Source organism: Candidatus Enterococcus moelleringii, assembly GCF_017377575.1.
GTDB lineage: Bacteria > Bacillota > Bacilli > Lactobacillales > Enterococcaceae > Enterococcus_A > Enterococcus_A moelleringii.
In genome coordinates, this window is the sequence record NZ_JAFREM010000024.1 from 20,635 (window position 1) to 43,532 (window position 22,898).

Annotated in this window: 23 protein-coding genes and 1 other annotated feature; of the genes, 14 read left to right on the top strand and 9 right to left on the bottom strand. The window is 43.0% G+C overall.

The features are described 5' to 3' along the window. Positions 1 to 3: 3 nt before the first annotated feature. Positions 4 to 717, top strand: a complete 714-nt coding sequence (gene dapD, locus JZO70_RS14810) for a 2,3,4,5-tetrahydropyridine-2,6-dicarboxylate N-acetyltransferase (protein ID WP_207674445.1) — start codon at positions 4 to 6, stop codon at positions 715 to 717. A 338-nt stretch (positions 718 to 1,055) separates the two neighbouring features. After that, complete coding sequence (locus JZO70_RS14815) at positions 1,056 to 2,258, top strand: glycosyltransferase (protein ID WP_207674446.1); 1,203 nt, start codon at positions 1,056 to 1,058, stop codon at positions 2,256 to 2,258. Between the two features lie 24 nt (positions 2,259 to 2,282). Here the strand turns inward: JZO70_RS14815 and glpK are convergent, their stop codons facing one another. Then, entirely contained in the window at positions 2,283 to 3,788 is a 1,506-nt protein-coding gene (gene glpK, locus JZO70_RS14820) for a glycerol kinase GlpK (RefSeq protein WP_207674447.1), read from the bottom strand. 189 nt (positions 3,789 to 3,977) lie between these two features. On the opposite strand from glpK, the gene JZO70_RS14825 reads away from it, so the two are divergent. Next, entirely contained in the window at positions 3,978 to 5,153 is a 1,176-nt protein-coding gene (locus JZO70_RS14825; RefSeq protein ID WP_207674448.1) for an AI-2E family transporter, read from the top strand. Positions 5,154 to 5,236: 83 nt separating this feature from the next. Continuing rightward, positions 5,237 to 5,416, top strand: a complete 180-nt coding sequence (locus JZO70_RS14830) for a hypothetical protein (RefSeq protein WP_207674449.1) — start codon at positions 5,237 to 5,239, stop codon at positions 5,414 to 5,416. A gap of 49 nt (positions 5,417 to 5,465) precedes the next feature. Here JZO70_RS14830 and trhA read toward each other — a convergent pair whose 3' ends face one another. From trhA to JZO70_RS14860, 6 genes are all read right to left on the bottom strand, one after another. After that, entirely contained in the window at positions 5,466 to 6,104 is a 639-nt protein-coding gene (gene trhA / locus JZO70_RS14835) for a PAQR family membrane homeostasis protein TrhA (RefSeq protein ID WP_207674450.1), read from the bottom strand. An 87-nt stretch (positions 6,105 to 6,191) separates the two neighbouring features. Beyond that, positions 6,192 to 6,491: a hypothetical protein gene (locus tag JZO70_RS14840; RefSeq protein ID WP_207674451.1), complete on the bottom strand. Its 300-nt coding sequence runs from the start codon at positions 6,489 to 6,491 to the stop codon at positions 6,192 to 6,194. 122 nt (positions 6,492 to 6,613) lie between these two features. After that, positions 6,614 to 7,393 carry a carbon-nitrogen family hydrolase gene (locus tag JZO70_RS14845; protein WP_207674452.1) on the bottom strand — a complete coding sequence of 260 codons (780 nt, stop codon included), beginning with the start codon at positions 7,391 to 7,393 and terminating at the stop codon, positions 6,614 to 6,616. A 3-nt stretch (positions 7,394 to 7,396) separates the two neighbouring features. Continuing rightward, positions 7,397 to 8,059: a methionine ABC transporter permease gene (locus JZO70_RS14850; RefSeq protein WP_207674453.1), complete on the bottom strand. Its 663-nt coding sequence runs from the start codon at positions 8,057 to 8,059 to the stop codon at positions 7,397 to 7,399. Continuing rightward, entirely contained in the window at positions 8,059 to 9,072 is a 1,014-nt protein-coding gene (locus JZO70_RS14855) for a methionine ABC transporter ATP-binding protein (RefSeq protein ID WP_207674454.1), read from the bottom strand. The genes JZO70_RS14850 and JZO70_RS14855 overlap by 1 nt, the downstream gene beginning before the upstream one ends. 17 nt (positions 9,073 to 9,089) lie before the next feature. Beyond that, entirely contained in the window at positions 9,090 to 9,914 is an 825-nt protein-coding gene (locus JZO70_RS14860) for a MetQ/NlpA family ABC transporter substrate-binding protein (protein WP_207674455.1), read from the bottom strand. A gap of 91 nt (positions 9,915 to 10,005) precedes the next feature. Further along, positions 10,006 to 10,242 (bottom strand) — a binding site (T-box leader). 138 nt (positions 10,243 to 10,380) lie between these two features. Here JZO70_RS14860 and JZO70_RS14865 point away from each other — a divergent pair. The 5 genes from JZO70_RS14865 to JZO70_RS14885 all read left to right on the top strand — a co-directional run bounded on the left by JZO70_RS14865 (position 10,381) and on the right by JZO70_RS14885 (position 17,474). Continuing rightward, entirely contained in the window at positions 10,381 to 11,448 is a 1,068-nt protein-coding gene (locus JZO70_RS14865) for an iron-containing alcohol dehydrogenase family protein (protein WP_207674456.1), read from the top strand. Positions 11,449 to 12,956: 1,508 nt separating this feature from the next. Further along, the gene (locus JZO70_RS14870) at positions 12,957 to 13,805 is read left to right on the top strand and encodes a ParA family protein (RefSeq protein ID WP_207674457.1); all 849 of its coding nucleotides are present in this window, start codon (positions 12,957 to 12,959) and stop codon (positions 13,803 to 13,805) included. Positions 13,806 to 13,817: 12 nt separating this feature from the next. Further along, entirely contained in the window at positions 13,818 to 14,378 is a 561-nt protein-coding gene (locus JZO70_RS14875) for a hypothetical protein (RefSeq protein WP_207674458.1), read from the top strand. A gap of 634 nt (positions 14,379 to 15,012) precedes the next feature. Then, positions 15,013 to 16,086: a replication initiator protein A gene (locus JZO70_RS14880; RefSeq protein WP_207674459.1), complete on the top strand. Its 1,074-nt coding sequence runs from the start codon at positions 15,013 to 15,015 to the stop codon at positions 16,084 to 16,086. A gap of 53 nt (positions 16,087 to 16,139) precedes the next feature. After that, entirely contained in the window at positions 16,140 to 17,474 is a 1,335-nt protein-coding gene (locus JZO70_RS14885) for a chloride channel protein (RefSeq protein WP_207674460.1), read from the top strand. 97 nt (positions 17,475 to 17,571) lie between these two features. On the opposite strand, the gene JZO70_RS14890 is transcribed toward JZO70_RS14885, so the two are convergent. Both JZO70_RS14890 and JZO70_RS14895 read right to left on the bottom strand, forming a co-directional pair. Next, positions 17,572 to 18,126, bottom strand: a complete 555-nt coding sequence (locus JZO70_RS14890; RefSeq protein ID WP_207674461.1) for a chromate transporter — start codon at positions 18,124 to 18,126, stop codon at positions 17,572 to 17,574. After that, positions 18,126 to 18,674 (bottom strand): chromate transporter, encoded by a 549-nt coding sequence (locus JZO70_RS14895; protein WP_207674462.1) that lies wholly within the window; start codon positions 18,672 to 18,674, stop codon positions 18,126 to 18,128. Before JZO70_RS14895 ends, JZO70_RS14890 begins: the two co-directional genes overlap by 1 nt. Before the next feature lie 101 nt (positions 18,675 to 18,775). Here JZO70_RS14895 and JZO70_RS14900 point away from each other — a divergent pair, with 101 nt between their 5' ends. The 5 genes from JZO70_RS14900 (at position 18,776) to JZO70_RS14920 (ending at position 22,553) form a co-directional block, all read left to right on the top strand. Continuing rightward, on the top strand, positions 18,776 to 19,657 hold the full coding sequence (locus JZO70_RS14900; RefSeq protein ID WP_207674463.1) for a LysR family transcriptional regulator: 882 nt from the start codon (positions 18,776 to 18,778) through the stop codon (positions 19,655 to 19,657). Next, positions 19,657 to 20,055 carry a DUF1622 domain-containing protein gene (locus JZO70_RS14905; RefSeq protein ID WP_207674464.1) on the top strand — a complete coding sequence of 133 codons (399 nt, stop codon included), beginning with the start codon at positions 19,657 to 19,659 and terminating at the stop codon, positions 20,053 to 20,055. The genes JZO70_RS14900 and JZO70_RS14905 overlap by 1 nt, the downstream gene beginning before the upstream one ends. 111 nt (positions 20,056 to 20,166) lie before the next feature. Then, positions 20,167 to 21,237, top strand: coding sequence for a M24 family metallopeptidase (locus tag JZO70_RS14910; RefSeq protein ID WP_207674465.1), 1,071 nt, complete (start codon positions 20,167 to 20,169; stop codon positions 21,235 to 21,237). Between the two features lie 78 nt (positions 21,238 to 21,315). Further along, positions 21,316 to 22,077, top strand: coding sequence for a threonine/serine exporter family protein (locus JZO70_RS14915; RefSeq protein WP_207674466.1), 762 nt, complete (start codon positions 21,316 to 21,318; stop codon positions 22,075 to 22,077). 14 nt (positions 22,078 to 22,091) lie between these two features. Continuing rightward, positions 22,092 to 22,553, top strand: a complete 462-nt coding sequence (locus tag JZO70_RS14920; RefSeq protein WP_207674467.1) for a threonine/serine exporter family protein — start codon at positions 22,092 to 22,094, stop codon at positions 22,551 to 22,553. Positions 22,554 to 22,898: the final 345 nt, after the last annotated feature.

Here is a 22,898-nt window from a genome sequence, read left to right on the forward strand (position 1 = left end):
ACAATGACCCACGAGAACTTAACCGATCCATATGAAATTGCAAAATTTATTAAAAACGCAGAAAAAATGACTCCGATTAAAGCCTATGTACAAGGCGACTTAGCCGGTGTCAAAAGCGATAAAGTCAAAATTTTCGGTCAAGGTCACGCTTGGATCTGGATTGGCAATGCCCCTGAGGTAACTGCTTTATTGGAAGAACAAAAAGAAAAAATTACTGAAAGCTACATCGAAAACGATCGCCGCAATTCAGCGGTACCGATGCTGGACATCACGACTGTTAATGCCCGTATTGAACCAGGCGCATTGATTCGCGATCGGGTTGAAATCGGCGACAGCTCAGTCATCATGATGGGTGCCATCATTAACATTGGCGCTTCTGTCGGCGAAGGAACCATGATCGATATGGGCGCGATTTTAGGCGCTCGCGCAACCGTTGGTAAACATGCCCACATCGGAGCTGGTGCGGTTTTAGCTGGCGTTTTAGAGCCACCTAGTGCCACTCCTGTAATCATCGAAGACAACGTACTAGTTGGTGCCAACGCCGTCGTATTAGAAGGCGTTCGCGTCGGCAAAGATGCTGTTGTTGCTGCTGGTGCTATCGTCACTGAAGACGTGCCTGCCGGAGCAGTTGTGGCCGGATCACCAGCCCGCGTCATCAAAATGAAGGACGAAAAAACCGCCGGGAAAACCGAATTTTTAGACGACCTTCGCAAATAAATACTACCTGCGCATCTTCTTAGAGGATGCGCATTTTTTCTAAGAAAGGCTTCGCAAACTCGTTCAGCTTTTCGCTTAATGCCGACAAAGCTAGCTCCTTAATACGGTACTGAATTTTCTACAAAAATTCACTTTATTCTCGTACGCATACCATTCCACTAAGCGGGTCAAACATGATACTCGTTAAAGCTTGATTATCTGATAAACCAGCTTTTTCGAACTGTGAAAAGTGGAACTGGCAAGCTAGTTTGTGAAGCCGGACATCATCAACATGATCGTTATAACATTTTCAATTGTGGAAAGTTTATACTTCCCATACTGTCAAAAAGGAGCCTGCTATGTTCAATCGAACCATCGTCTTTGCCCCAGCAACCTTTAATCTAGCCGAAACCACCCGCATGATCGAAGTGGCCAAAGAGCTGCGGACCTCCTGCAATTGCCAGTTTTTCGGTTTTTCCACTACCCATGCGGCTTGGATTACCAAGAACGGCTTTCCCTTTACCTTACTGACGCCGGTGTTGACGAAGGAACAGGAAAGACAAATCATTGAACTGGATCAGATGAAAGGGATCAAGAATCCTTTTACCACTGAATTAGTTGCCGCTCGGGTCAAAAGTGAGCTGGAATTTTTGAAGGAGCAAAAGCCGGTCGCTGCGATTACCGGCACCAACGTAACGATTTTCCTTAGTGCCCGCATCGCCAAAATCCCGCTGGTTTACGTGAAGCCTTACGCCCTGTCGCGACCACAGCTGGAAAATGATGCCCAGACGCCAGTGGATTCATTGATGTCAAAAATCACCTGGAAGCCGAAAGCCTTTCGTGACGTAGCGAAAAATTATCAGCTGGCATTGCCTAAATACAGCATTGAGCTGTTGGATGGCGACGAAAATCTGATTACCACCTTCCGGGACTTTACCAGCTGGCAAGATTATCCTGCCAATTATCACAATGTCGGACCGATTTTCGCTCAATTGGCGAATTCTTTGCCGCCTGATTTAGAGGCAACCTTAAAAACGGCCCAGCAGAACCAGCAGCCAATCGTCTATTTTGCCTTAGGAAGCTCTGGCAATTCCAAACTGGCCCGAAATATTCTGAGTGTTTTAAAGGCTGCGAAGTTTCTTGTGCTGGCGCCCATCAAGCAATATTTATCCGTGGAAGAGATCGCCGCTTATCAAAACACTTCGATTATGATTACCGATTTACTGCCGGCCCCTTTGCTGGCGCCTTACCTGAGTTTTTCGATTATTCACGGCGGCGAAGGAACGGTACAAACGGCCTGTATTTCCGGTAAACCTTTTATCGGCTACGGCTTGCAGCAGGAACAAACCATGAATCTCAAGTACTGCGAAGCCTATGGCAATGGGATTCGTTTGAAAGCTAAGCCCTTTTCTGCTAAACAGCTGCAGCAGGCAATCACGGAGATTCAGACGGAAAGCTATCAAGATAAGGCGGCTAAATTAGCGGAAGACTTCCACGGAGATGGTGCGAGGAATGCTGCGGAGTTTATTAAGGAGAAGTACCTAAAAAAGCTAGTTAAGTAAAAATCACTTAACTAGCTTTTTTTTTTACCTTTTCGGCTGATGTTTATATTGCATAGTTGCCTGAACAGCTTCCTGCCAGCCTTTATACAAATCATCGGTCCGTTCTTGCGGCATATCTGGTTCGAAACGTTTGCCGTCTTCTTTGAATTTCTTGATTTCATCAATGTCTTTCCAATAGCCCACTGCTAAACCAGCCAAGTAAGCTACACCTAACGCAGTTGTTTCTAAGAATGGTGCCCGCTCTACTGGTGTTTGCAGAATGTCTGCTTGGAATTGCATCAATAGATCATTTTTCGAAGCGCCGCCGTCTACCAGCAGTAATTTAATATCAGTACCTGAATCTTTCGACATTGTTTTTACTACGTCAGTTGTTTGATACGCTAACGATTCTAAAGTTGCCCGGATAAAATGCTCTTTCGTAGTTCCCCGAGTTAAGCCGAAGATCGCGCCCCGTGCTTCTTGATCCCAATATGGTGCACCCAAGCCGGTAAAGGCTGGTACCATATACACATCGCCGCTGTCTTCTACTTGTTTCGCATAGTTTTCAGATTCTGGTGCTGTCTTGAACATGCGCAAACCATCCCGCAGCCATTGAATCGCTGAACCAGCCACGAAAATACTTCCTTCTAACGCGTACGTAATTTTGCCATCGATGCCGTAACCAATGGTGGTCAACAAGCCGTTTTCTGACAAGATTGGATCTTCACCAGCATTCATAACGATAAAGGCGCCGGTACCGTAAGTGTTCTTAACCATACCTTTTTCAAACGCCAGTTGCCCAACTAAAGCTGCCTGCTGGTCACCCGCCATGCCGCCGATTGGTACATTGTTGCCATAGAAATGATAATCTTCAGTATAGCCGTAAATTTCTGAGTTGGATTTAACTTCCGGCAGCATTTCTTTCGGAATATCCAATAAGCCCAGAATTTCATCGTCCCATTCCAGCTTGTAAATGTTGTAAAGCATCGTCCGGCTGGCATTGGTGTAATCTGTTACGTGCACCTTGCCGCCTGTCAGCTTCCAAACTAGCCAAGTATCAATGGTACCGAATAACAGCTCGCCGTTTTTCGCCCGTTCTCTTGAGCCTTCTACTTTGTCCAAAATAAATTTCACTTTGGTTGCAGAGAAGTAAGAATCAATCAATAGCCCGGTTTTCTTTTGGATCATTTCTGAATGACCGGCATCTTTTAACTCATCGGCAATGTAACTCGTTTGTTTGGATTGCCAGACAATCGCTGGATAAATCGGCAATCCAGTTTCTTTCTCCCAAATAACTGTTGTTTCCCGTTGATTGGTAATCCCAATCCCGGCGATTTGATCCGGCTTCAATGCGCCTTCAATCAAAGCACCAGCAATCACCGATTGAATCGAGTTCCAAATCTCATTTGCATCATGCTCCACCCAGCCTGGTTGAGGAAAATATTGCTTAAACTCTTTTTGCGATGAAGCTACCTCTTTACCAGCCTTGTCAAAAATAATTGCACGTGATGAAGTGGTCCCCTGGTCAATCGACATAATGTAAGAATTCATACGTTCAGCTCCTTTTTTATGATATAAGTAAAGCATAAAACTACTCTTTAAATATACCACAAATACAACCGCTTTCAACATCTCGTTTGTTTTCTAAAATTCTGAAAATAAGATGAAACTTTCACGTGTACACACTGCCCTTCTTTCGTTATACTAGTGTTAACTTACTATAAAAAAAGAGGTGTTCATGTGAAAAATGATTCAAAGTCGCCTTTAATCAATTTTTTTGGCGGGAAAACTTCCTACTATTTAATTGGGCTGGTGGCCCTTTTGTCAGTCACGATTTACCTGTTGAATAAAATCTCCTTTATTTTCCATCCTTTTGTGGTGATTTTTTCAACTGTACTGCCGCCCTTGGTTTTTGCTTTGCTGCTGTATTATTTATTTAATCCGATTGTCAATTTTCTCAGCAAAAAAGGCCTGTCTCGCGGTCTGAGTATTGCCCTAAGTTATGTGGTGATTCTTGGCGCCCTAGTGATTGGCGGATTTCAGCTGGGACCCATTATCGAACGGCAAGCGGTCGACCTGTTTAATCAGCTGCCGGGCTTCTTCAATGATTTCCAGCAAACGATCCAGAATTTCTTAGACAACACACCCTTTGCGGCGCAATCAGACGATGCGATGGCTTCCCTCAACAGTATCGTCAAGGATTTCAGCAGCTTTATCGTCAACAACTGGCAAAAAGGTGCCAAAGGGATTGGAACGATTTTCTCGGCGGTGTCTACTGTGGCGATTACCTTGTTCACTGGACCGATTGTGGCCTTCTTCTTAATCAAGAATCCGCAAAAGCTGTACCAAGCCTTTATGGCGATTGTGCCGCCCCGTTTTCGCCATGATGCTCAGGAGCTGACCAAGGTTGCCAATCAACAGCTGGGGGCCTTCTTAAAAGGACAGGTCATCGCATCTTTGTTGTTAGGAGCCATTTATTGGGTGGTCTTCTTAATAATCGGTTTGGAATTTGCGACAGTGATCGCAATTGCGGCGGGAATTTTAAGTATTATTCCATATATTGGAGCCTTTCTTGCTTTCTTCCCGGGGCTGTTCATCGCCTTTCAGGATTCTTCCTTTATGGTGGTGAAATTTGTGTTTGTCTGGTTCGCCGTGCAAATGCTACATGGCGATCTAGTGGTGCCACGGGTTATGGGCGACCGGTTGAAAATTCATCCAGTGACGATTCTGATCGTTTTACTAGTAATGGGCGATTTATTAGGTTTGGTAGGTGTCATTTTCGGGATTCCGATTTATTCCATGATCAAGCTAATGGTAGTCTTTACCTTCCGTAAATTCAAACAACGCTACAATAAATATTTCGGCCAAAACGGGACCTACGAAAACACCGATTTTTCCGAGGATGATTATCTCTAGCCTCTCGACTCCGAGCTCAATTTTTGTAATTTTTAAACAGAAGTGCTAGTTTAGAGGTAGACAAAGAAACGGAGTGAGTAATCATGGAACAATTCGTAAACAGTAAATTAATCGAAGCAAAAAAAGAAGTAGAACGTTTGGAAGACCACCGCACTGAAAGCTTAGGCAACTCAATCAACTACATTGAAAACGAAATTCAAATCCAACGTTTATATGCTCAAATCGAAGCTTATGAAATTGTTTTAAAAGAAGCAAGTAAATAAGCAAACAAAAAATCCGTTCACTGAACGGATTTTTTTATTTGCTATTTTGCTAATAAAGGTAAACCACAAAGAACATCAACAAAGCACCTAGGATAACAAACAGATGCCAGATAACATGAGTAAATTTCTTGCTTTTCATACTATAGAATAACGAACCAACTGAATAGGAAAGTCCGCCTCCGACTAATAAAAGTATACCTTTAATCCCGACACTTTGATATAAAGCCGGTAAAGCAATCACTACTGCCCAGCCCATCACATTGTATAAAATCGTCGACATCTTGGACACACTGCTCTGTTTGGTTAAGGTCAGGCTCTTGTAAATTATGCCGGCCACCGCTGCTGCCCAAATCACCACCAAGAGGACGATCCCCAAGGTTCCCTTAATCCGCAATAAGCAAAACGGCGTATAGGTTCCAGCAATCAGCAGGAAGATGGAGCAATGATCAAAGACTTGAAAAACCTTCCGCGCCTTAGTAAATATCAAGCTATGATACAAAGTGGAGGCAAAAAATAGTACAAACAAGCAAATGCCGTAAATGGTAAAGGAGACATAATCAAGATTAGTCGTGGCCTTTTCCAGTAAAAAAGTAAACCCGACTAAGCTTAAAATGGCTGCGATCCCATGGGTCACTGCATTTAACACTTCATTGACAATTAGATACCTGTGACTAAACTCTGCATTCATATACTTCACCTCATAATTATTGTTAACAACAGCATATCATGATTATCAAGATAATTCAATCTAGTTATCTAAACTAGATAGGAAACCTTAACCTATGATAATGCCATCCTCTACTAAGCGATAGCCGTACACCGGCTGCACATTCTCGCTTTTCAAATAAAGACCCGCTTCCTTGTGCTGATTCAATGAAGCCACCAGCTTGGTCACGGTTAAAGGCGGCTGTTTGGCCTCATAGCTGATCTCAATCCGATCCTCAACCACCTGCATCGCTAAACGGTTGGTTTGTTTTTCGCCGAATATCGCATAGACATAGGTAAAAGACGACAGCTCACTTAAACTGCCGGTAGCATCCACCTGCAAAGCCGTTAATAAATCTTTTCCCCGCATTCTATCCACCTCACTTGTTACTCGCATCACTTTATTATACCGCTTTCTTCTATAAAAGCTAAAAAAGCTTCTCAAACCGGACACCGCCAACTTTTCTACAACAAAAAAAGACCTTTTCAGGTCTAATAAAGCTCTGGACGGCGATCGTGAAACACCGGTATTTCTTTGCGAACTGCTGGAATTTCTGCTAAATCAATCGTCACGGAATCCGTTTGTTCCTCTTCTCCCAGCTCCAGCAAAATCTCCCCTAAAGGATTCACCACCAGGGAATGGCCGCCAAACTGATTTTCAGGGTCCTCCCCTACTCGGTTCACACCGACGACAAACGCTTGATTTTCAATCGCCCGGGCCTGCAGAAGCTTGCGCCAAGCGTCAATCCGCACCCCAGGCCACTGAGCCGGCACTACAAACAGCTGAGTCCCCAGCTCACTGGCTTGCTTGCGAAACCATTCAGGAAAGCGTAGGTCGTAGCAAATCACTGGAGACACGGTCGTCCCCGCAATATCCACCACCAGCGGCTGATCCCCTGCCGACAAAAACTGCTCTTCCTTCATTAAACGAAATAAATGGACTTTGTCATAGCTGCCTAGAAGCTCACCAGATGGCCCGTACACGTAAGTAGTGTTGTAATACTCTGATCCCTGTCTGCGGGCAACAGAGCCGCCTACAAGGTAAATCTGGTGCTTCTTAGCCAGTCCAGCGAGAAAGCGTTGAGTTTCCTGTCCATCCTCATCGGCAATCTCGGCTAAACGGGTTAAATCATAGCCCGTATTCCACATCTCTGGCAAAACCACTAAGCTGTGTGGAACCAGCCCGGCTGTTTCACAGGACTGTTCCACATGAAACATGTTCTTCGCTGTCTCTCCAAAATGAATGTCCAGCTGCAGCAAGGTTATTCTCATTTGTTAACTCCGATCTAAACTCTTGTCGACAAAATTCCCAATTGACTGCACAATTTGCACTAAGATAATTAATATCAGAATTGTACCATACATTACTCCCGGCTCGTTGCGTAAAAAGCCATACTGATACGCAATGCTACCTAGACCGCCAGCGCCGACTAATCCCGCCATCGCGGTTGCCCCGATCAAACCAATCATGGCAATCGTCAAGCCGCGAATAATGCCGCCGCGAGCTTCCCGCAGCAAGACCGTCTTAATGATGTTGAAGTTGCTGATGCCCATCGATTGATATGCCTCAATTACCCCGCCATCCACCTCCAGCAGCGATGTTTCCACCAAACGGGCCAAGTATGGTGCCGTGTAGACAATCAGCGGCAACAGCACGCCACGCACGCCTATCGTGGTCCCCATAATAAACTTAGTAACCGGCAAAATCAGAAACAGCATAATAATAAAAGGCAATGACCGCAAAATATTGATCAACCAGTTGGAGATGGAATACACCGCAGGACTGCTGTTCAAGCCGCCCGGCCGAGTCAACACCAGCAGCACACCTAACGGAATTCCTACAATAATAGAAATCCCCAGACCGATGACCACCATAATTAACGTTTGGCCTAAGCCTTCTATAATGACCGATCCCCATTGCTCAAAAAATTGTCCCATCACTGCACCTCCTCAATAAAAACACCCTGTGAAGCAATATACGCCTTGGCGCCTTGATAGTCTGCTTCACTGCCGCCAGCCAATTGCACCAGCAGCTGTCCATGCCGCTGATCCTTCAAGTAGCTGATATTGCCGCTTAAAATATTCGGTGTCAGCGGATAATCCTTCGCCACCCGCGCCAACACCGGTTCCGTCGCCTCATCGCCGATAAACTGCAAATGCAGCAGACGCCCAGTCTTTTTGTAATCATTCAATACTTCCACTGGCACATCGTAATTCTCATTTGCACCAATAAATCGTTTTGTCGTTGCCTTCTTCGGTTGAGTAAAGACCTGGATCACGGGGCCTTCTTCGATGATCTCCCCATCTTCCATCACCGCTACCCGATCACAAATCCGCTGCACCACATCAATCTCATGGGTAATCAAGAAAATCGTAATCCCCAGCTCGCGATTAATCGTCAGCAGCAATTCCAAAATCGACTCCGTCGTTTCCGGGTCCAAGGCACTAGTCGCCTCATCAGACAGCAAAATCTCCGGCTCATGAGCCAACGCCCGGGCAATTGCCACCCGTTGGCGCTGACCACCAGATAATTGCGCTGGATAGTTGTCCTTGCGGTCCATCAAGCCCACTAAGGTCAAATACTTTTCCACCCGCTGCTGAATCTCCGCCGCCGGCACGCCCTCTAAGGTTAACGGCTTGGCAATATTCTCATAGACTGTCGCAGTTGAAAGCAAGTTATAGCCCTGGAAGATCATGCCGATCTTTCGTCGCGCCAACAATAGTTCCTTTTTCGTCAGCTCATTTAAGTTCCGCTGATTAATCCAAACCTCACCGGTAGTTGGCGGCTCTAAGAAGTTCACCATCCGAATCAAGGTGGATTTTCCGGCACCAGAGTAACCTACCACGCCGAAAATCTCGCCTTTTTTAATTGACAGATTAACTTCCTTCACTGCTTCAATTTTTTTATTTTTCTGCTGATAGGTTTTCGTTACTTGCTTTAGTTCAATCATCTGTTTTCTCCTCACTACTAAAAGGCTGGCACTACCGAACCTTTGTATTTCTCTTCAATAAATTTCTTAGTTTCGTCTGAATGGTAGTACTTCTCGATTTCCTTCACCACTTCGTCATCCTTGTTGCTGCTGCGAACCACGAAGACGTTTGGATAAGGATTGTCTACTAATGGCTCATGGAAAATCGAATCATCATTAATGGTCAAACCAGCGCTGAAGGCAAAGTTGGTGTTAATCACCGCAGCCGTTAATTCGCCTAGCTGTGAAGGGATCTGGGAGGCTTCTAATTCCACGATCTCGATGTCTTTCGGATTGTCCTCCACATCATTTTTGGTTGCCTGAACGGCCACGCCATCCTTAAGAGTGATCACGCCTGCTTCCTCCAACAGCTTCAACGCCCGGTACTCATTAGTAGGATCATTGGGCACCCCTACTTTGTCGCCGCTCTTCAGTTCATCTAGGTCTTTAATCTGTTCAGAATACGCCCCTAACGGAAAGGCCACCGTTTCAAAGACCTGCTCAATTTCGTAGCCTTTGTCTTCCACCTGCTGATCTAGGAACGGAATCGTTTGGTAGCTGTTAGCATCCAAATCGCCATCGTTTAACGCCGTATTTGGTGTGTTGTAGTCATCAAAATTCTTAATGTTGATGGTCAAGCCGTCCGCTTCCGCTTGTTTAGCTACCTCTTCTAAAATCTCCTGATGAGGCCCCGAGGTTACGCCGACGGTTACACTTTCTGTATCCAATGTTTCTGACTGAGCATTGTTGCCGCATCCTGCAAACAATAGTGTCACCGCAGCGATCGTTCCTAATAAAAGTGCTTGTTTTCCATGTTTTTTCATCAATAATTCCTCCGTTTTTTTAGCAAGCTAAGCTTACTATTTTCTTACCAAAAGCAAAAAAAGCTCGTCCTTTTCCACTCTAATGAGTCAGAAAAAGGACGAGCTTACTCGCGTTACCACCTTTGTTCGCACCAGCCTCGCAGCTGAATGCCTTAACTAGTACGTGTTCATACTAGAGCGTGTCTAACGAGCGCTACCCCGTTGACGCCTACGTATCGACGTCACCGTTCAGAGACCATTTTCTAAATGCTTCCACATGCCTGGCTCTCACCTGCCCAGACTCTCTTTGATGCTTCATCACTTGTACTTTTCTCTTCATCACGTTTTTAGCTTTTTGATATGCTACGTATATTACTCACCTATTTTTCATTTGTCAACACTTTTGTTCATTTTTTTCACAGTTGACTTTAATAAAAGAAAAGCTTAGACTAGTTTAAATTTAAAAAATCAAGGAGCTGACCATTGAATGAATTTAGCAACAGAAGTTCGTCCCGGCGCGAATCGTTACGCCGTTGGACAAAATATTTTACAGGATTTACCGCAATACTTAGAACCATTTGGAAAAGTAGCCGTAGTTACAGGAACAATTTCTTATCAAATTTTTTCTGATTACTATAAGAAAGAGCTAGAATACCCGGTTTTCCGCTACAACGGCAGCGCCAGTCGTGAAGATGCCCAACGCATTGCTGACGAAATTGGCGAAGCAGACGTTATCCTAGCTATTGGCGGCGGACGTGTGTTGGATACTGGTAAAATGGTCGCTGAAGTGATGAATATTGACGCAATTATGGTCCCTACTCTGATCTCAAACTGCGCGCCATTTACTCCAATCGTCGCGGTTTACCACCCAGATAGAACCTTCCGCGAAATGGGCTATATGAAAAAAGCCCCTTATTTAACTTTGGTGGACTATGACTTCCTATTAGCTACACCAAAGGACTATTTCGTCGCTGGAATCGGTGATACCGTGGCAAAATGGTATGAAATCAAAGGGATTACTGAGCAATTACCGGCTGATGAAAAGACCGCTTATATTCGTCTAGGAATCGCCAGTGCCAAGGTAATCTTGGACATTCTATTAGAAGATTCTATTCAAGGAATTAAAGACTTAGAGAACAAACAAATTACCCCGGCTTTTGGTCGCGTAGCTGATGCAATCGTTGGTCTAGCTGGTGAAACAGGTGGATTTGCTGCCGCATATGGCCGTTCTGCCGGTGCTCATGCGGTTCATGATGGTCTTTCTTACTTAGAATCCACTCATGACCAGCTGCATGGTAATAAAGTTGCTTACGGTATCCTAGTTCAACTAGCTCATACCAATGAAATTGATGAAATCAAGAAGCTGCAGGAGTTTTATCAAGCAACTGGCCTGCCAACTAAGCTGTCACAGCTAAACGTGACTGCTACTGACGCAGATTCATTGAAGCCTTGTACTGATCACGCAGCCTGTGCTGAAGAAACCTTCAACATGATTGATGCAGACATCACTGCAGAACAGGTCTACCAAGCGATTCAAGTCGTAGAATCACTATAAAGTTTACCTTAAGCATTTAAAGTTAACTTCAAACCTATTAGAGTTTACCTCTAATGGGTTTTTTATTTGCTTAATAAAGCCTATGATAGCAAGGTTTTTGCGAACACTTAATAAAGGTAAACCTTTTATTTCGAGGTTTACCTTTATTAATAGTGGTTTACTTTAAATCAGCGAACCCCTGTATGCACCGGTACTCAGCAAACTCGCACAATGATTAGAGGTAAACTTTATACATTAAGGTTTACCTCTAATGGACGTCTTATTTTCTCCATAAACCCTATTAAACCAAGCTTTCTGTACTAATTAATAAAAGTAAACCGTTTTTGTTGAGGTTTACTTTTATTAATTAGCAGTTTACTTTAAATCAATGAACGATTCTATACGCCAGTAAGCTGCTACGTTATACCCCATTTAAAGGTAAACTTTATATGTTGAGGTTTACCCTGAACTGAATACTAATTATAGTTTACTTCAAATAAACACTATGGATATGGTATTCTCACACTAACAACCTATCTCACGCTACTAATAGAAGTAAACTTTATTCAGTCATCATTGCAGTTTACCTTTAATGAACCACTGAATAAGCATATTAAAAAAGGTTTACTTTAATATATAAAGTAAACCTTTTCCACATCACGATTTGAAGTTAACCTCATAGTTATCCTTGCTGTATAAGTATTTTGATTTAAAGTATACTTTTTAATTACCTGTATAAAGTTTACCTCTAAACCTAATGACCTCCAATCATATCATTAAAAGTAAACCCCAACCAATAAAGGTTTACCCTTTATGTAGCATTCTATTTTAGTATACCTTAATTAATCGTTGATTTACCAGTCTTTACAGCTAAAGTAAACCGTATTAAGGCTTAGTATAAAGTATACTTTATTATCTATAGAGTTTACTTTATATGTTCAGTTATGAAGTATACCGCAAAACTTCTTGTTGATCTGCAGCCTCAAAGCGTCTGTTGGTATTAAGTAAACCGCATATGCCGCCTAAATCATTTAAGTAAACTCCATACGATCTATTTAAAGTTTACTTTCAAGCACACATATGTAGAGTCCATGCTAGTCCACGGTTTACTTTAAATACAAACAATAGATGTCTTAGCCATTTGCAGTTTACTTTTTACTATCAACAAATGATATAATGTATACTTTTTACCTAAAAGAAGTTTACCTCATATATCAAAAGGTTTACTTTTTAATACAACAAAGGCTATAATAGAAGCATACAGACATCGATAAAGTATACCTTAATAAGCAATAAGTAAACTTCTTTTTTATTTGAAGTACACTTTATAAAATCAATAGGGTAAACTTCTTTTGCCAAATAATAAAGTTTACCTCAATGAATCCCGATTCTTCCTACAGCTCCTAAATAAAAGAGGTTTACTTTAACTAATTGAAGTTTACTTTTTTTATTATAGTAAACCGTATTGTCTTTTGCTTGGAATTATAGTAAACTTTAAAAGAGTCTTACACAAGATAGGGGAGTAGTATATGCCAGACAAGAAAGCCCAGACATATGTTGTCGGAAACTTTAAAGGTGGGGTAGGTAAATCAACCACTGTACAAATGCTGTCTTTCGAGAGTGCCTTCAGAAAGAACCGCAAAACATTGGTTATCGACTTGGACCCACAGGGGAATACCAGCGATGTCTTATCCATTACCGCCGAGAACTTTGGAAACAGTGATTTACCGGACGAATTTGATTCCACTATTTGGGAAGCGGTCCGTACCGGTGACATTTCCAGTTCTATCTATAATATTATGCCGAATCTGGATCTGATCCCGGCAAACATTTCATTTTCGGACTTTCCCGATTATATGATCTCGATGTTTCCAAATGACAAGCTGTCCCAATTCCAGTACATGGACAAGCTGATTTCACCGCTAAAATCGGTTTACGACGTCATTTACATTGATGTACCGCCGACAATCAGTACGTATTCTAATGCTGCGATGTACGTGGCCGAGTATGTAATTGTCATCCTGCAAACCCAGGTTAAATCCCTGAAGGGTGCGCAAAACTACATTGATTACATGAATTTCTTCATTGATCAGTACCAAACAGAGCTGGAAGTCGTTGGTATCATCCCGTTTATGATGCAAAAGCGCGACTCAGTTGACCAGGAAATCTATGAAGCTGCCAAGGGAATCTACGGCAATCACTTGCTGAACACCGTTGTTTTGAATCAAAGCCGGTTGAAACGCTATGATGGCTCCGGGATTACTTACGATATCAATAAAAATGGCAAAGTGGAGCAGTGGGATAACCGCGCTCATGAGGTCTTTGTGCATATTTTGGACGAGATTGATGAACATCGCTACTTATTATCAGGCGAATAGGGGAGACGTTAAATGGCGAAAAAGATGAAGCTAGACTCGCTTTTGACGGCGAACAAGAAGAATAAAGGCATTGAGAAGATGTCCGAGTACTCCAATCAGGAACAAATCGAGAAACCTGCAGCAAAACCCAGCTCCAAGGACTTGCTGGCCAATGCGCCGATCCAAAAAGTTCCAACCAAAAAGCCCGAAAACACGATTGACCGCAGCCATTTCGTTGAAACACCGAAATATCAAGTACCGCAGCCGGCACCGACCGCTGCTTCTGAAGAAGAAGTGGGGAAGAGGGGGCGTAAACGGCAGTACTACGATCCACGTTTGAAGGCGTTGGAGATGCAAAAAATCTCTGCTCGTACGAAAATTCGCATTCAGAACCTGATTAACGCGAAGTTTGACGGGTTTACCCCGGATAAAATGTTCGATTGGTTGTATGAATACTATATTGAGAAAGAATTGTCGAAAGATGACCGAGATTTCTTGAATCATGTAGAAGAAACGGCGATGGAAGAGTACAAAGAGAAGCCGAAATATCAGAAATTATTTGCAGAATTAGAAAACGATGAGAAAAAGAATTAAAAAAAGTAAACTCTAATCATCTTTACCGGATGATTTGGGGTTTACTTTTTTTTTAGCGCGCATATATTAAAGTTTACTTTTTTAACGGAGGGATCATTGATTAAGGTTTACTTTTGATGTGTTTTGGATAACTCGTTTCTGTGGATATCTTTTTTTAAAACCAACTGTTCTCAAAGGGTTTATCCACACTCTGCGGATGTCTTATGCTGCATCTACTTCAATTTAGGTTTACCTTTATACAAGCTTAAATTTTATTTTAGGTAAACTTATATAAAGTTATCACTGGTATTAAAGTAAACTACAAATCACTTCACAACTTTTATAAAAGTTAACCTCAAAAAAAGATGTCAACAAATCGCTTTACAACGCGCTTTTTATCCATTATTCTAATACATGTAAACAACGAACGAAAAAAAGAGTCTAAAGATTTGGCGATCTTTAAACTCCCAAGGTTTGAGCTAATTTTGGCGAATTAGCATGTCACATATAAATTTAGCAACCGGTTAGAAAAATTGGCGTTTGACTAACCTCTATTTAGTATACTATAAAATCACTGTTTTCTCAATCATTTATAGTGTGACGGCTCTCAAATCCTTAAGATTTTTTTCGATTTAAAATCCAAGGAGCGATTGGCATGTCTTTTAATACAATGACTGTGAATAATTTGCCTAACGGGAATTATTTACCGATTGATTTGAATCTTATCAACAACCCTAAATACGAAAATCTTTCTATTGAAGCAATGATGCTGCATGCGTTATACACAATGCGCATGACTTGCAGCATTTACAACAGTCAGCAAGATGGCAGCTGGCTGGACGAAAAGGGGCTTCCTTATATCTACTTTTCCAATGATGAAGCCGCGGAATTATTAAGAGTTTCTGAGCGAAAAATTACAAACTTGAGAAACCGCTTGGCAGAGCAGGGATTAATCAAGGTCTTTCGTCATGGTTTGAAAAACTACCGGATCTATGTAGCGAACCCTGAAGCACCAGCAGAGAATGTTCCTGTGAAGCTAGCCTTTAAAAATTATACAACCAGTAAAAAGGTACTACCTGCAGCGGAAAAACCAGCAGCAGCACTTTCAGAATCACGAGACGCAAATTCTGCGGACACGCAGACGCAAAATTTACCGACAAGTACACAAAAACAGCTAGTAAATAAGCCAACAAATAAAACAAATGCAACAGACAACGGTGCCGATCAGGAAAGTTATCCACAGGTGGATAAAGAAGCAGCCCTAATTGCTGGACTGCAGTCTCGTTATGCCCAATTAATTCCGAACTTGGCTTTTCAACGCTTCTTGCCGTTTTGTGAGGGCAAGTACGACAAAGCTAAGTGGTTTGTCGATACCATTTTTAAAGCAAAATATGTCAGCAATCAGCAATTCCTGAAGGCCGGACTACCTGCAGAAGCGGAAGTCTTAACCTTTGAGGCAAACCATTACTACAAAAACGGCTTAGCGGATGCTATCGCTAAAGCCATGGAACAAATGTACCGCTTTAACAAAGTTCGGAATCCAGAGGCCTTCTTCTTTGCCTTCATGCGAGGCTATTTTACTGAGAAAACCCGGCAGTATTTGCTGGATTACTATGAGCTGACACCGGAGTTGGAAACGACCCTTTCTGGGGTGAAACACGTCTTTAGTAAAGAAAAACTTAATAAAAAGGGGCCAAATCCCCTAAAAAATCCTGTTTATAGCTCGTAAAAGGGCCAAGCTCTGCTATAATGTAGCAGAGTCTAATCAGAAAGGTTTGTTATATGAATAAGTTTACCGGAACCTCATTTGCCTATAGCGGCGGACTGGGGCTGATTGCAGGGGTAGTTGCTGCCTTATTCATGGGAATAGTAGAGCTGGGGACCCAATTATTGTGGCAAATTATTCCACGTGCCATGGGAGATCCTTTTATCTATCCTTTGATTGCCTGTTCATTGGGCGGAATTGCCATCGGCTTTTTCGTTGAACACGTAGGCAAATACCCGCAAGTGCTCTCAGAAACACTAGATGTGTCGCAAGAAACCGGGCGGATTGAATATAAAAAAGGGCAATTGCTCTTTAACATTCTCGGCGCGATGCTGGTGTTGCTGTTTGGTGCAAGTGTCAGTCCTGAAGCAGCATTGATTGTGATTGTTGGTGGAGTAGCGACTCTGTTCTGCGATCGGTTGAAAGTCAGTCTGCCTCAAAGAAAAGATTTATTAGAATTCGCCTCTGGAACTGTTTTGGGGGTCATTTTCACCGCACCATTATTTGGTGTCGGCAGTGCCTTAGAAAAAGATGATTTGAAAAATATTACCGAAAGTAAGCTGAAACGATACGTACTATTTATTTTTGCCACCTTTACTGGATTTATTGGCTATCTGATCACTTACGGATTATTTCCAAATCGCGAACAAGTTTTTGCGATTCAACGCATGGAGACCAATTTTTCCTGGCAAGGGATCTTGCTATTGATCCCAACGATTGTTTTGGGAGCCTTTTTTGGAAAATTCTTTTTGTGGATGCAAGAACAAGCGAAAACCATTAACCAGCGGGTTAAACGTCCGTTGCCATTAGCGATTGCTGCTGGCGTACTTTTAGGAATTTTAGGCATGTTGTCGCCGTATTTTCTTTTTTCCGGCGAACACAACCTGCTGTCCTTCACTCGTCAAGCAGAGTCCATGAATCTGTTTATTATCTTGCTGATCGCCTTTGGCAAGGTCGCTATTACGATGATTTGTTTGGCTTGTAATTGGCGGGGAGGAACCATTTTCCCGATGATTTTCTCCAGCGTAGCTGTAGCAATGGCGTTAATTAAAGTATTTCCGTATTCAGCGGGTCTATTAGTGGCGATTTTTACTGCTAGTGCCTGTGCGGTAATTATGAAACGCCCATTTGCAGCAGCCTGCCTGTTTCTTTTCTTGTTCCCAGTTCAACTGTTTTTATGGATCTGGCTGGCGGGCTTCCTTGGAAACCTGCTGATTGAAACAGTCACAGGTGGCGGGGGACGACCTACCTTCAAGAAACCGGTGATGCCGAAGAAGGCACCTAAAAAAGCAGCACCTAAGAAAACCACCAGCTCGGAAGCTTCCCGCTCCCGACTAAATCGACACAAGTAAAAAACTATCTCAAGCTGCCTGTACTGGCATTTTGAGATAGTTTTTTTACGTTGTTCAGATTTATGAAGTTTCACATGAAACACCCATGGAACATTCATCAATAAAGGAAAAATCCTAATACCCCGGCGACGATCAACAACGAAATCGGGCTGATTTTTTTCTTCCGTAATAAAAGAAAGAACACTAGGAACAAGGCTACCGCAATGAAATTCAGATGGTCCACCTCAAACCAGTTAAGCGTTCCACTAAAGGCTAGCGTAATCATAGATAAACTGGCTGCCGCGATCAAGCCAACTGTCGCGGACTTCAATCCAGAGAAAACCAATTGCAGCGTCGCATTTTCTTTGTTTTTGCTAAATAGTCGCTCCAAAAGCAGGGCGATGACACAGCCTGAAATGACACAGGCCACCGTTGCGATAATCGCGCCCACTATCCCGGCCACTCGCAGACCTACGAAGGTGGCACTGTTAACGGCCAAAGGTCCTGGGGTCATTTGGGAAATGGTGACAATATCACTAAACTCCTGCAGGGTCAGCCATTGCTGCTGCTGAACAATTTCTGCTTGAATCAATGGCAGTGTCGCATAACCGCCGCCGATACTGAGAATCCCGATCTGGAAAAAGCTGATAAAAATCTCTAAATAGAGGCTCATTATTGGCTACCTCCTTTAAACTTCGCTTGGATGAAGAGAATCAAAATTGTTCCCAGCAAAATCCACAGCGGATGTACATTGAAGAATGCATTGGCAACAAAGGCCACAAAAGGCAAAATCATCAGCAGGACTTTTTTCTCCCGCCGCAAGGCCATATACATATCAATCACTAAGTCCACAATGATGGCTGCCACTGCGGCTTCCATCCCTTGCAGCACCGCGCGAATCGTGGGATCGTTTTGAAAGGCGGTATATGCTAGTGAAACAATCGACAAAATAATAAAAGAAGGCATAATGGCAGCTAATCCGCTGACAAATGCTCCTTTTAGGCCCTTGGCTTTTTTCCCTACCAAAACAGACAGGTTCACCGCAATCGCTCCCGGGGAAGATTGGGCGATGGTTGCTAAATCCAGCAGCTCATCTTTGGTGATGTCGCCATGACTGACGAAATATTTTTCCATCATGGGAATCGTGACGTAGCCGCCGCCAAAGGTAAAGGTGCTGATAAAAAAATTATAGCCGAATAGTCGTAAATAAGATGAAGACACAAAAAAAACCTCCTTAAAGATAGTATACGAGACAAATGACCATAAGTGAAATACAATGTATTTATCAAACCAATAACTAAATACTTATAAGGAGGAAACCTATGAATATACGACAGCTGGAATTATTTATGACGGTAGCTGAAGTGGAAAACATGACAGAGGCCGCCAACCGTTCCTTTATTTCCCAGCCAGCGGTTAGTCAAACCATTCACGAATTAGAAGAAGAGATCGGCGTGCGGCTTTTTGACCGACCCGGCCGAGCGATTGAATTAAATCCGGCGGGGAAGGCTTTTTATCAGCGGGTGAAGCATTTTTTGCAGGAATACCAGGAGCTGGAGGATTTTGCTGAGTATTTGGAAAAACAGGCGCCCATGAAGCTGGGAGCCAATTTAACGATTGCCAACTTTTGGCTGCCGGAAATCATTCCCCCCTTTTTGCAGCAGGGACACCAAGTCGAAATCCTGGCGGACACGGCGGAACGGATTTTGCAGGCGTTGCGGAACCAGGAGCTGGACTTGGCTTTACTGGAGGGAACCGTGGGGGAGAAGGATCTGATCGTGGAACCCTTTGATCAATATGAACTGATGGTGGTGGTAGCGGTAGATCATCCGCTGGCCCAAAACGAAACCGTCACGGTGGAGGAATTTTTACACTATCCGCTGTTCCTACGAGAAAAAGGCAGTGCCATTCGTGATACCTTGGACAGCTGGCTGCAGCTGCAGCAAAAACAAGCCAGTCCAACCATGTCCAGCATCAACTCGCCGGCGCTGCTAGCCATGACCGCTACCGGAACGGGAATTACCTTTTTACCAGAGCGCTTGGCTCAAGAATCGATTTATCGCGAGCGGGTTTGTTGTTTGCCCTTTGAGGATCAACGGTTGTACAATCAAATACAGTTGGTTTACCAACCGAAGCACTTATTCACCGCAACCATGAAGGCGTTTCGTGAACGAATTCACCTTATTAAGAAGGGGGAAAAATAATGGAAGATTTAACGCATCAATTTTTAGTCTTTTTAATGCCTGCATTTCAAGTGATCGTTTTCTTGTTGAACATGGTTTCGATCTTTATCATTTTGTGGGGGGCAGTGACAGCCTGCATCGATTTTTTCAAAAATCTGGTGATCAAGCGCTCGGATCAGGTAGCGATTGCCTTAGAGAATAATTTTATCAAGGCCTATTTAGGCAGTTATGTGCTGTTGAGTCTGGAGGTATTGATCATTGCCGATATTATTGAATCAATTATCAATCCTACCTTCCAGGATATTATCAAACTAGCCTTAATCGTGATTATTCGCACGGTTATTTCCTATTTTCTGCACCGGGAAATCGACGAAAGTCCTATGCAATCGGAAACAAAACAACGGATGCAGTCAAAATGAGAATTTCCTTATTTTTGTTGAAAACGTTTTGACCAGTCAAAGGTTGACTGCTACTCTAGGGATAGAGACAAGGGATTGTTTCAGCGAATAAAAGAGAAGAAGGTATGCAAAATGATGAATGAAATGAAGATTCGTGGGTATTTGGAAAAAGAAAATGTAGACGCTTTTTTCATTGCTAAGAGAGTCAATGTTCGGTTTACCAGCGGTTGGACGGGAGATGATTCCTTTATCCTAATCACCAAGGACGAGCAATTTTTCTTAACGGATCCCCGTTATACCGAACAAGCAGACATCGAAGTGCCTGACTATGACATTATTAACTGGCGCCTGCCTGGCAAGACTGTGGGAGACACGGTGGCACGCCTAGCTGAAGAGAAAAAGATTAAAACAATTGCCTTTGAAGCAGACTACTTAACCTATGATATGTACAGTGACTTTAACGAAAAAACGCCAGCCGAATTTGTTCAAGCCGGCGGTGTCATCGACAAAATGCGGGCCATCAAATCACCGAAGGAAATCCAATACATGCGCAATGCCTGTGAAATTTCCTGCCGCGCCTTTAATCGCATTTTAGAGGACATTAAAGTGGGGGTAACGGAAAAGGAACTAGCTGCTAAGCTTTCCTTGTACATGGTGCAAGAAGGCGCGGATACGCAGCCCTACGGCAACATTTTGATTTCCGGTGCCAACTCTTCGTTGCTGCACGGCATTCCTGGGAAAAAATCAATTGAATACGGCGATTTTGTCTTGATGGACTTTGGCTGCCAATACGAAGGCTACATGTCTGACATGACCCGGACCGTGGTTGTCGGCAAAGCTTCTGACAAACAACGGGAAGTGTATGAATACGAAAAACAAAGCTTGGAAGCAGCGGAAGCCGTAATGAAAAATGGCGCAGCCGTTCGCGACATTTATCAAGCATCCTTGAAACCATTAGAAGGCACCGAATATCCGCAGTATACGTACCGGAATATCGGCCACAGTATCGGCTTGTTCGTGCATGAATTGCCATACATTGATGAGCAATATGACGATGTGTTAGAGACCGGCATGGTGATGACCATTGAGCCAGGGATCTACATTCCTGACTGGGGCGGCGTGCGAATTGAAGACCAAGTCTTGATCACCGATGACGGTTACGAAAATATGATCAGTATTTCTCATGATTTGATTGAATTGTAAGAGGTAAATAGGCTATACTAGGGCAACGACAGCAGACGCTGTCGTTGTTTTTCTGTAAACATTAAGGAGGCTGGGCGAATGAATGAGCGGGAGCGGTTTGATTTTGTATATGATATTGGTGAAACGTTGCTGAAAAATGGCGCGGAGATTGTTCGGATTGAGAGTACCATTCGCTATGTCGCTGATGCCCTGGAATTAAAGGAATTTGACAGCTTTGTCTTAATTAACGGCATTTTTATGACCGCCCGCCTAAAGGATCAGACGGTCCAGGCTCGTGTGCGAGATATTCCCATTTCACCGATAAACTTAGGACGAATTGAAGAAATTAATACTTTGTCCCGTAGAATTGCGGAACAAAAATATACACCAGAAGAAGCCAAGGAACGTTTAGAGACCATCAAAAAGGAACACTTTGCTTCTGTAGGCTTGAAGTTTTTTGCCTATGCCTTTGGCAGTGCCAGCTTTTGTTATATCTTTGGCGGGACCGTTTGGGATTCCATGGGGGCCTTCGTGTTAGGCTTTTTATTGGCCTTTTTCACCTTCAAGATTGGGCCTAAATTAAACATGTCGCAAATTATTTGGAATATTACCTGCAGTATCTTAGTCAGCACGTTAGCCTGTGCATTTGTACACTTTATCCCATCGTTGCGGCTGACTAGTTTAGTCACCGGCGGAATTATTTCCTTGCTGCCGGGAGTCGCGGTGGTAAACGGCATTCGCTATTTGTTCAATGAAGATTACAGCTCCGGCTGGGGTCAAATGATCTATGCCTTGATTACCGCCTTGTGTGTGTCGGTAGGTGTCGGTTTGGTTTTAACAGCCTTTAACTGGTTAACGTAAATGGAGGTAAGAAAATGACAAGTATGATGTTTCAAGTCTTAGCCGGCTTTTTAGGGACAATATCCTTTGCGATCTTATTTGAAGCGCCGAAAAAATATTATTTGCTTTGTGGAATTATTGGCGCATTGGGCTGGTTCATTTACCTGCTGATCATGCAGTTTTGGACCGCGCCGATTTTTGCCACCTTTATTGCTTCCTTGGTTCTAATTGTTTTATCCCGAGAAGCATCCTTCGCATTACGGGCGCCGGTGACAATTTTTCTGATCTGCGGGATTTTCTGTTTAGTGCCGGGGATGGGTGTCTATAATTTTACCTACAACTTTTTTATTGGCGACTCGATTGAAGCTGCGCAAATCGGAGTTCAAGTATTAAAAATCGCGATTGCCATCTCAATTGGCATCACCGTGGGCTACGAATTGTCTCCCAAGTGTTTTTTTTCCTATCGACGCCGACAAAAGGCGCTTAATAAAATATGAGCATTTAAACTAAAATAACTACAAATTAAGATAGAGCACAGGCTGCTCTATTTTTTTTGCGTTAAAAAAGGGTTGGCGCGTAAAGGTGTAAAGACAGTTGTGTGTTTAATCTGCTATAGTACAGCGTTGCTTATTTTTTCCGAAATCCGCTTAAAAATACGTCGACTTGTATAACTTTTCACAAAATAAGAGGCAGGTTAGAATAACCCCGTTATTAAAAGAGTTTTTTAATCAAGTTATAATATAATGTTTATAATGAACGATTCAGAAAATTTGGAATTTCATGAGGATAAAATTTTCGGCCTTTAGGCTAAATTTTTTTGGTGAAACTAAAAAAATCGCGCT